Origin of the sequence: Leptolyngbya sp. FACHB-36 (assembly GCF_014695955.1) — a bacterium.
GTDB lineage: Bacteria > Cyanobacteriota > Cyanobacteriia > Leptolyngbyales > Leptolyngbyaceae > FACHB-36.
Genome location: NZ_JACJPG010000218.1, coordinates 1 through 8,138 on the forward strand (window position 1 = coordinate 1; position 8,138 = coordinate 8,138).

Consider the following 8,138-nt stretch of genomic DNA (forward strand, 5'->3'; position numbering starts at 1 on the left):
GCTGCGTCATCAGTCAAATCGTCGATCGTCGGCGCGTGCTGAGTGGAAATCAGAATCGTGTCAATGCCGATCGGTCGGTTGTCTTCGTAGAGCACCGTCACTTGCGTTTTGCCATCGGGACGCAGGTAAGACAGTTGACCAGTCTTTCGCACAGTCGCCAATTTACGTGAAATGCGGTGCGCCAAGGAGATTGGCAGCGGCATCAGTTCTGGGGTTTCGTTACAGGCAAACCCGAACATAATGCCTTGATCTCCGGCCCCAATGCGATCTAGTGCTTCGTCGCTGGTGTGCTCACGGGTTTCTTGGGCTGTGTTAACGCCTTGAGCAATGTCAGGAGACTGGGCATCTAGCGCCACCAGCACCGCGCAGCTATTTGCCGAAAAGCCGCTGCCAGCTCCGGTGTAGCCGATTTCAGCAATCTTCTGTCGAGCCAAGTCGATGTAGTTGACGCTGGCGCTGGAGGTAATTTCGCCTGTAATCAGCACAAGTCCAGTATTCACTACGACTTCTGCTGCTACTCGGCTCTTCGAATCTTCTGCCAACAGTGCATCTAAAATCGTGTCTGAGATTTGGTCACAGATTTTATCTGGATGACCTTCTGTTACGGATTCTGAGGTGAAATAATAGCGACGAGACAAGTTGGTATTTCTCCTAGTTGCGAGTGGAAACCGGAAATCAGGTCTAGGTTGATCAAGGCAGCGCTAAAGACTTGGGAAATTTCATTCGCCAACGTAATCCATATGTTAGCTAAGCGCCAGCAACCCCCAGCGGAATTCAAGCGCTTCTTCACGCTTTTTTTCTGACGCTGCCTCTTCTTCTCTATAGAATCGCAAAATTCGATTCCTTGGAAGCGAAAGACGCAATGAGTTATTTTATGATCCCTGATCCACCGATCGGTTATGGCAGGACCTGAATCTGATCGAATTGACTCACGATCGCAGCCGCACCCAAAAGTTGTGCTGCCGTTGCCCCTCCCCACGTAACGCCAATGCAGCCTGCCGCGTTGGCGTTACGTGCCAGTTCCACATCTACCTGCGAGTCGCCAACAACCAGAACGGTTTCCGGCTCAACCCCTAACTGCTGACTGACGTGCTGCAACAAGTAAGGATGGGGTTTGCTAGGTGTTCCCTCATCGGTGCCCAACATGCACTGAAAGTAGGGTTCAAGCTCGTAGCGTTGGGCAAAATCGCGCACGTTTTCCGTGGTATCCGAGGAAAGCAGCGCTAATTTCAGATTCACAGCGGCAAAATCGCGCACAAGGCTTCGTCCATCTTCCAGCACGGGCGTCTGGTCAGCTTTGCGTTTGAACACCTGATCGGCTTCCTCAAACGCCGATCGCACGATCGCCCGCGCCTCGATCCAATCGCGTCCGGTTTCAGCGACATAAGCTGCTGCCGCAATCTCATTCTCGTGGCGCGTCCCAACTGCCATCAGCCCTGCCGGACTGAGGCGATCACTCTCTGCCCCAAACGCCATTAGCAGCGGCTCTTGCACACCGGGAATTCGAGCGTCGATCAGACGTGCCCGCTTGTGTGCCAGGTTGCGTAAATATTCTTGCGAATCTGCCAGGGTGCCGTCCTTGTCAAAAATTACGGCTTGAATGGAGGAAAACGTTGCTGAACCGCACTGAATGGTGACCAACTAGGCATTCCTTGGTTAATAAAAAAGAGGGAAATCTCCCTCTTTCGTTAATTCTGACGTTGGTTAAGCGTTCGATTAGTCGATCGCTGGCGGCAACTCTTCGATCTCTTCTGGCGCAAGTTCAAGTTCAGGTTCAGGTTCAACCGCCGTCGCTGTTGTACCTTGCTGCTGCGCTAGCACCTGCTCGCGGTACTTCGCCGCCATTTCTTCCGCCTTGTCGTAGACTACTTGCGGATTTTTCACCATATCACCGGGTTCCGGCTCTAGCTGCTTTGTGGAGAGCGAAATCCGCCCCCGTTCCGCATCCAGATCGATAATCATTACTTTCACTTCGTCATTGACGTTGAAGACGCTGTGGGGCGTGTCAATGTGGTCGTGGGAGATTTCCGAGATGTGCAGCAACCCGCTGACGCCGCCGATGTCAATAAAGGCACCGTAAGGCTTGATGCCGCGCACCGTGCCAATCACGACTTCGCCAACTTCCAAGCGGTTCATCTTGCGCTCAACCAGTGCCCGACGATGACTTAGCACAAGGCGATTGCGCTCTTCGTCTACTTCCAGAAACTTCAGCGGCAGCTCCTCGCCGACCAGTTCTTCTTTGGGCTTGCGGGTGCTGATATGAGAGCCAGGAATAAAGCCGCGCAAGCCTTCGATACGAACCAGGGCGCCGCCTCGGTTGGTAGCGAACACCGCCGATCGCACCGTTGCGTCCTCTGCTTGAAGCTGACGCACTCGCTCCCACGCTCGCATATACTCAATTCGACGAATCGAGAGGGTTAGCTGTCCGTCCTCGTTTTCGTCTGCAAGAATAAAGAACTCGCGGGTCTCGTTGGACTGCAAAACCTCGTCCGGGTTGTCGATCCGGTTGATCGACATCTCCTGAATGGGGATGTAAGCCGCCGTTTTTGCGCCGATGTCAATCAGAGCGCCCCGTGGTTCAAGACTAAATACGGTTCCAGCCACCACATCACCGGGGCTGAAGTGGTAGTCGTACTTATCCAGTAGGGCAGCAAAATCTTCGTGAGTAAAGCCAACGTCTATGACAGTAAGTTCCTGATTGACCATGCGAATCGTTTCCTAGTAGTAATCTCCGTAGAAAATTGCCTCCTGTCGATGTACACGCACGCAAGAGTGGTGCTGCCTACACCTACATATCTTCGATCACTGTATGGGACCTAGATTCTGAAGATTATAGAGTTCAGAAGAACAATCATACCGAATCGGATCGGTACACGACAACCCCCTGACGATCGCGGACCAACCCTAACTCCTCAGCTAATACCCAGCATAACCAAGTTCGCTGCGATCGCACCCGCTCCTGTGTAAGAACAATGGATGCGGACTGGAAAACCTGTAGCTCATGCAAGACCATTCGGCTGAAACTGCGATGGGGCTTCGGTCGCTGTAGGTTCTACTGCTACCGATCGAGTACTTGCCTGAAGCTGGTGCAGCGCATCGGCAAAATCTCGGAATCCCTGAAACTTCTGATAAACCGATGCAAATCGAATGTAAGCGACTTCATTGAGATTGAGAAGATTTTGCAGGACTAAGTCTCCAATCTCATGGCTAGACACCTCGCGCACCGCTCGCTGCTGTAGCTCTGCCTCAATTTCATCAACCAAAGCTTCCATTGCGGCTGTCGAGACCCCGGTTTTTTCGCAAGCCAGCACAATTCCCCGCAGCAATTTAGAGCGATCGAAGGACTCCCGCTCACTATCCCGCTTAATCACCGTGATCGGAACATACTCAATTCGCTCATACGTGGTAAAGCGACGACTGCACTTGAGGCACTCTCGTCGCCGCCTCACACTCTGACCAGCTTCTGCCGAGCGCGATTCAAGAACACGATTATCGGGGTACTGACAGAAAGGACACCGCATGTCTGTGGCAACTCCAAACAGAATGGACGAGATAGGAGGTAGCAGAATCTCTGCTGACCAAAGGTTAAAAGATCGTTAAACTAGAAACTCACCCATCGTAAACTGAACTCGTATCCCAAGTATGACCTATTTATCAAATCAAGTTTCTTTGTTTGACTATGATACGGTTGTACAGTCTCGTTTCAGGGGCGAGGGATGCAGTTCCTCTTTCAGATAAGGTTCAGCTAGAATGCAGGCAGCGTAGAACAATAAACCATTTTTTTGTTAACAGAAACCGCTCTGAATGATACGTGATTGTATTACTAACTCTGCCATTGGCAACAAATATTATTCAAATCTTAGACGAAACAACGCTTGCGAATGGACGATCGCAAGCATAGGCTTCCGGTTCAGAGACAGTCTGAAGCGTTTTAGTGAGTTACGATCTGTCGTTACTACCGTAAACGACTGTGTCGCAAGTTGGGGCACTACCACCGTTAGGAAAACCCAGACGCTTGTTAAAGTTTCATTTAAGCGTTAGGGAACTCGATCATCAGGGCATTCTAAGGCAGGGTACATCTGTGAGTTCCGCTGTATCTGGATTATAAGAGTCGTGACATCTGTTGCTAGCTATCGTCGAACTGTAGCGAACAGGCTACCTTTACTGCTGTTTAGAGTGCGCTGCCCGATCCATTTCTGGACTCAGGTAGAGACGCAGTGTGTACGACCTAATCGACCCGTACTGCAAGCACAATGTCTGACTCAACAACTCTCTGTCTGCCCACAGAGCTGTCAATTAGCGACTCTGAATGCACTTCATCTAAACCGAATGAGACGATCATTTGTCCAACTGCCCTTACAGCAGGAGAGCAGTACATGACTGTCCAAAACGCCCCTAAGCCGAAACTGCTGGTAGTAGACGATGAACCAGACAACTTAGATTTGCTGTACCGCACGTTTCATCGTGAGTTTAAAGTGCTGCGGGCAGAAAACGGACCAGCAGCGCTCGATATTCTATCGAGTGAGGGCGATATCGCCGTCATCATTTCGGATCAGCGAATGCCGCTAATGAGCGGAACCGAATTTCTTAGCCTGACGGCAACTCAGTATCCGGACATCATCCGGATCATCTTAACGGGCTATACGGATGTTGAAGATCTGGTTGAAGCGATCAACTCCGGGAAGGTGTTTAAATACGTCACAAAACCGTGGGACGATGCCGAACTCAAGGCAGTAGTGCGGCAAGCAGTAGACACGCACAACGTGTTGAAGGCGCGGACGCGGGAACTGCGTCGATCGCTGCGTCAAGAGTCGTTGCTGAATGCAGTGACGAGTACAATCCGTAGTGCGCTCAGCTACACGCAAATTCTTCAAACAATCGGTGAAACCGTGGGGCACATGCTAGAAGCAGATGCCTGCGTGGTTCGACCGTTTCACGATGGTCACCCCGACGATGAGTGGTGTGTGTCTATCAGCGATCAAGGCTCCCCGATCACGGGTTTGCCAGCACGCGATGCCTTTGATGTGGAGACGCTGAAAGAAACGTTGGCTCAAACGGTTTGGAAAACCTATGCCGTTCAGGTGATTCAGGACGTGTCAAGCGATGAAGGCTTGCAGAGCGACACCCTGGAGACACCGCGACAAGCATATGCTCTGGCAGGAATTCGTTCTAGTCTGATTGTGCCGCTGGTGTATCAGCAGGATCTCATCGCGGTGCTGGCGCTGCATCAGTGGCGCGGTCCTCGTCTGTGGCAAGATGACGAAGTGCAACTGTTGACGATCGTTGCCGATCAAGCCGCTCTCGCACTGTCTCAGGCACGCACCTACGAACAAGTCCGCGCATTGGCAAAGCGGGAAGCGCTAATCAATACAATTACGACGGCAATTCGCTCCAGTCTTGAGCCGCAGGAAATCTTTGCGGCAATCACTGAGCAGTTGGGGCAAGCGCTGCACGTTGATGGGTGTGCGCTATCGCTGTGGACCGAAGAGGATGAGTATGTGCAGTGTGTTGGACTGCACGACCCTACGCTCAGCGGTGATAGCCTGCCGCTGATTGCTGCTACGGCTGAGGTCAGTCAGGTGCATTCCTCCCACGGAGATGAGAGTACCCGTCCCCTTCCCCAATCGATTGTACCGATTACAGGCAATCCAGTCCTAAGGCAGCTGTTGTTGACCCAACAGCCAGTGGTTCTTAACGACTTGGAGCAGTCGCCAGAGATGCGGATTTCTGAGCAGCCTTTTCGAGCACGGGCACGATCGCTCCTTGTGGTGCCGTTGCTGTCCGACGGCAAAATTATTGGCAGCATTTCGCTGCGGCAGAATCGGCAACCCCGTCGTTGGCAGGCGTCAGACATTGAGCTAGCGCAGGCAGTCGCCGCACAGGCGGCGATCGCCGTACAGCAGGCGCGGCTCTACCAAAAAATGCGCCAGCAAGCGGAGCAACTGATGGCGCTTGACCGCCAGAAGACAGAGTTCTTTCAGAACATCTCGCACGAATTCCGCACGCCGCTGACGCTGACGATTGGTCCTTTAGAGTCTGCTGTTGCTCAACAGCAAGGCTTGCCCTACGAGCAAGCCGCGATCGCGTTACGGAACTCGCGTCGTCTGCTCCGTTTGGTTAACCAACTGCTGGACTTGCAGCGGTTGGATGCTGGACGAATGCAGCCCAGTTTCTGTCCTTGCGATCTCGTTGAAATTGTTAGCCAGACAGCTGAGTCGTTCCGTCCTTATTGCGAGAAGAAAGGCATTGTCCTGACAACGCAGTTAGAGCCCTGTCCAGCGACCTACTTGGATTTAGAGCGATTTGACAAGGTGCTTTACAATCTGTTGTCAAACGCGATGAAATTTACGCCGGAGGAAGGCAGCATTACGGTGACGCTGCAACCCACTGACCATTACTGTCTGCTGAGCGTTATCGATACGGGCATCGGCATTCGATCCGATCAGATCCCTCATTTGTTTGAGCGTTTCCGACAGGCAGAAGGCTCCGCCAACCGAAGCTATGAGGGAACTGGCTTAGGGTTAGCACTGGTTAAGGAGTTGGTAGGGCTGCACGGTGGACAGGTTTCGGTCGCATCGACTTATGGTGCAGGCTCTACGTTCACCGTCCAGTTGCCTGTGGGAATGGCACATTTACCTCCGCAGCAGGTAAGCCATGCGCACATAGACATACAGCCAAACCGCGCTGCGGTAGAGCTGTCCGATGTAGAGGTTGATCTTCAGGACATCAGTCACGATGGCAGCGTTGCCATACTGCCATCTGCGGGTGAGGCAACGCTTCTAATCGTCGATGACAATGCCGATGTGCGATCGTATGTGGCAGGAATTCTGCGGCAGCAAGGCTATCACATCTGGACTGCCCGCAACGGGTCCGAAGGCTTTCGTCTTGCCCAAATGCATCATCCTCATTTGATCATCACGGATCTAATGATGCCGCTGGTGTCTGGCTTGGACTTAATCCGGATGATTCGCGAGGACGACACACTCAAGGGAACGCCAGTCGTCCTGCTGACGGCGAAGGCGGACGAAGATACGCGGATCGAAGGCGTTGAGAAAGGAGCCGATGCTTACCTGTCGAAGCCGTTTAGCGATCGTGAACTGCTAGCGGAGGTGCACAACCTGCTGGCGCTGAAGGAAAATGAGCGGCGGGTGGCAGAACTCAATACCTACTTGACGGAATCGGTGCTGAAGCGGTTTCTGCCTGCCTCACTAGTAGTGCGGGCAGCAAAGGGAGACTTGGTGCTGGATTTGCGTCCGGAGCCACGCATGGTGACGGTGCTATTCGCCGATATTGTCGGATTTACGCAGTTATCCAACACGCTGCGATCGCGCCGTGTTGCTGAACTGCTCAACCAGTATCTAACCGAGATGACTCACGTCATTTTTGCCAACGGTGGCACGATCGATAAGTTTATGGGGGACGCGATTTTAGTGCTGTTTGGCGCACCCGAGGATTTGACGCCTAATGAGCAGGTTCAGCGTGCCGTCGCCACTGCTCGTCAGATGCGCCAGTCGCTGCAGCGGCTGAATCAGCAGTGGAAAGAGCAGGGAATTAGTCAGGTGCAGTTCCGCTGCGGCATCCATCAAGGGACAGCGGTAGTGGGTATGTTTGGCGGATCAGAGCGATCGGACTACACAGCAATCGGTCCTAGCGTCAATATTGCCTCGCGGCTTCAGGAAGCGGCAGATCCCGATTGCATTTTGGTTTCGGCGGCGATCGCGGACTATTTGGAGGACGACGAAATTATCAAATTTAGTCCTCTTAAGCTGAAAGGGGTGGACGAAACCGTTTTGACCTTTGCGGTTAAGCCGGAGCCAACGGCTCATTCACCGTTACCTTCGGTGCCCCAATGCACATAAGTCAGTAGGTTGGCGCTACCTATTTTTCTCGCACGGGCAGTAGTCGGAACAGTCGCTCGCTCGTTCGGTCATTGCGGTAGACGGGTGAATTGCGCACTTTAGATACGGATTATTGCTGAAAAACTGACAGGACCGACAGGGTAACTTTTGTAGCGGCTTTAGGTTCACCCGCTGTCCCGATCGCGCTTTCGGTACATCCAACACTAACAGCACGGCAACTGCCCAAACTATTAGAAAGCACATCGGTACGGCAAACAGCGAGCCGTCGATCGCGCTCAT

General features: G+C 52.7%; 5 protein-coding genes and 1 pseudogene. 1 reads left to right on the forward strand and 5 read right to left on the reverse strand.

Going from position 1 to position 8,138, the window contains the following annotated elements; genetic code table 11:
* From H6F43_RS05120 to nrdR, 4 genes are all read right to left on the reverse strand, one after another.
* Positions 1-638 (reverse strand): S-adenosylmethionine synthetase N-terminal domain-containing protein (locus tag H6F43_RS05120; protein WP_277879872.1); only part of this gene is annotated, 638 nt, incomplete at its 3' end.
* 259 nt (positions 639-897) lie between these two features.
* Positions 898-1,641: an HAD family hydrolase gene (locus H6F43_RS05125; RefSeq protein ID WP_190341332.1), complete on the reverse strand. Its 744-nt coding sequence runs from the start codon at positions 1,639-1,641 to the stop codon at positions 898-900.
* Between the two features lie 75 nt (positions 1,642-1,716).
* Positions 1,717-2,706: a 30S ribosomal protein S1 gene (locus H6F43_RS05130; protein ID WP_190341334.1), complete on the reverse strand. Its 990-nt coding sequence runs from the start codon at positions 2,704-2,706 to the stop codon at positions 1,717-1,719.
* A 293-nt stretch (positions 2,707-2,999) separates the two neighbouring features.
* Positions 3,000-3,521: a transcriptional regulator NrdR gene (gene nrdR, locus H6F43_RS05135; RefSeq protein ID WP_190341336.1), complete on the reverse strand. Its 522-nt coding sequence runs from the start codon at positions 3,519-3,521 to the stop codon at positions 3,000-3,002.
* Positions 3,522-4,376: 855 nt separating this feature from the next.
* On the opposite strand from nrdR, the gene H6F43_RS05140 reads away from it, so the two are divergent.
* Entirely contained in the window at positions 4,377-7,859 is a 3,483-nt protein-coding gene (locus H6F43_RS05140; RefSeq protein ID WP_190341338.1) for a response regulator, read from the forward strand.
* 15 nt (positions 7,860-7,874) lie between these two features.
* On the opposite strand, the pseudogene H6F43_RS21965 reads toward H6F43_RS05140, so the two are convergent.
* Positions 7,875-8,138, reverse strand: a pseudogene (locus H6F43_RS21965) (hypothetical protein); the annotation flags it as partial.

Excerpts from the sequence above, each read along its gene's own strand:
- H6F43_RS05140 (WP_190341338.1), top strand. The coding sequence starts at position 4,377 with ATGACTGTCCAAAACGCCCCTAAGCCGAAACTGCTGGTAGTAGACGAT.
- nrdR (WP_190341336.1), bottom strand. The coding sequence starts at position 3,521 with ATGCGGTGTCCTTTCTGTCAGTACCCCGATAATCGTGTTCTTGAATCG.
- H6F43_RS05130 (WP_190341334.1), bottom strand. The coding sequence starts at position 2,706 with ATGGTCAATCAGGAACTTACTGTCATAGACGTTGGCTTTACTCACGAA.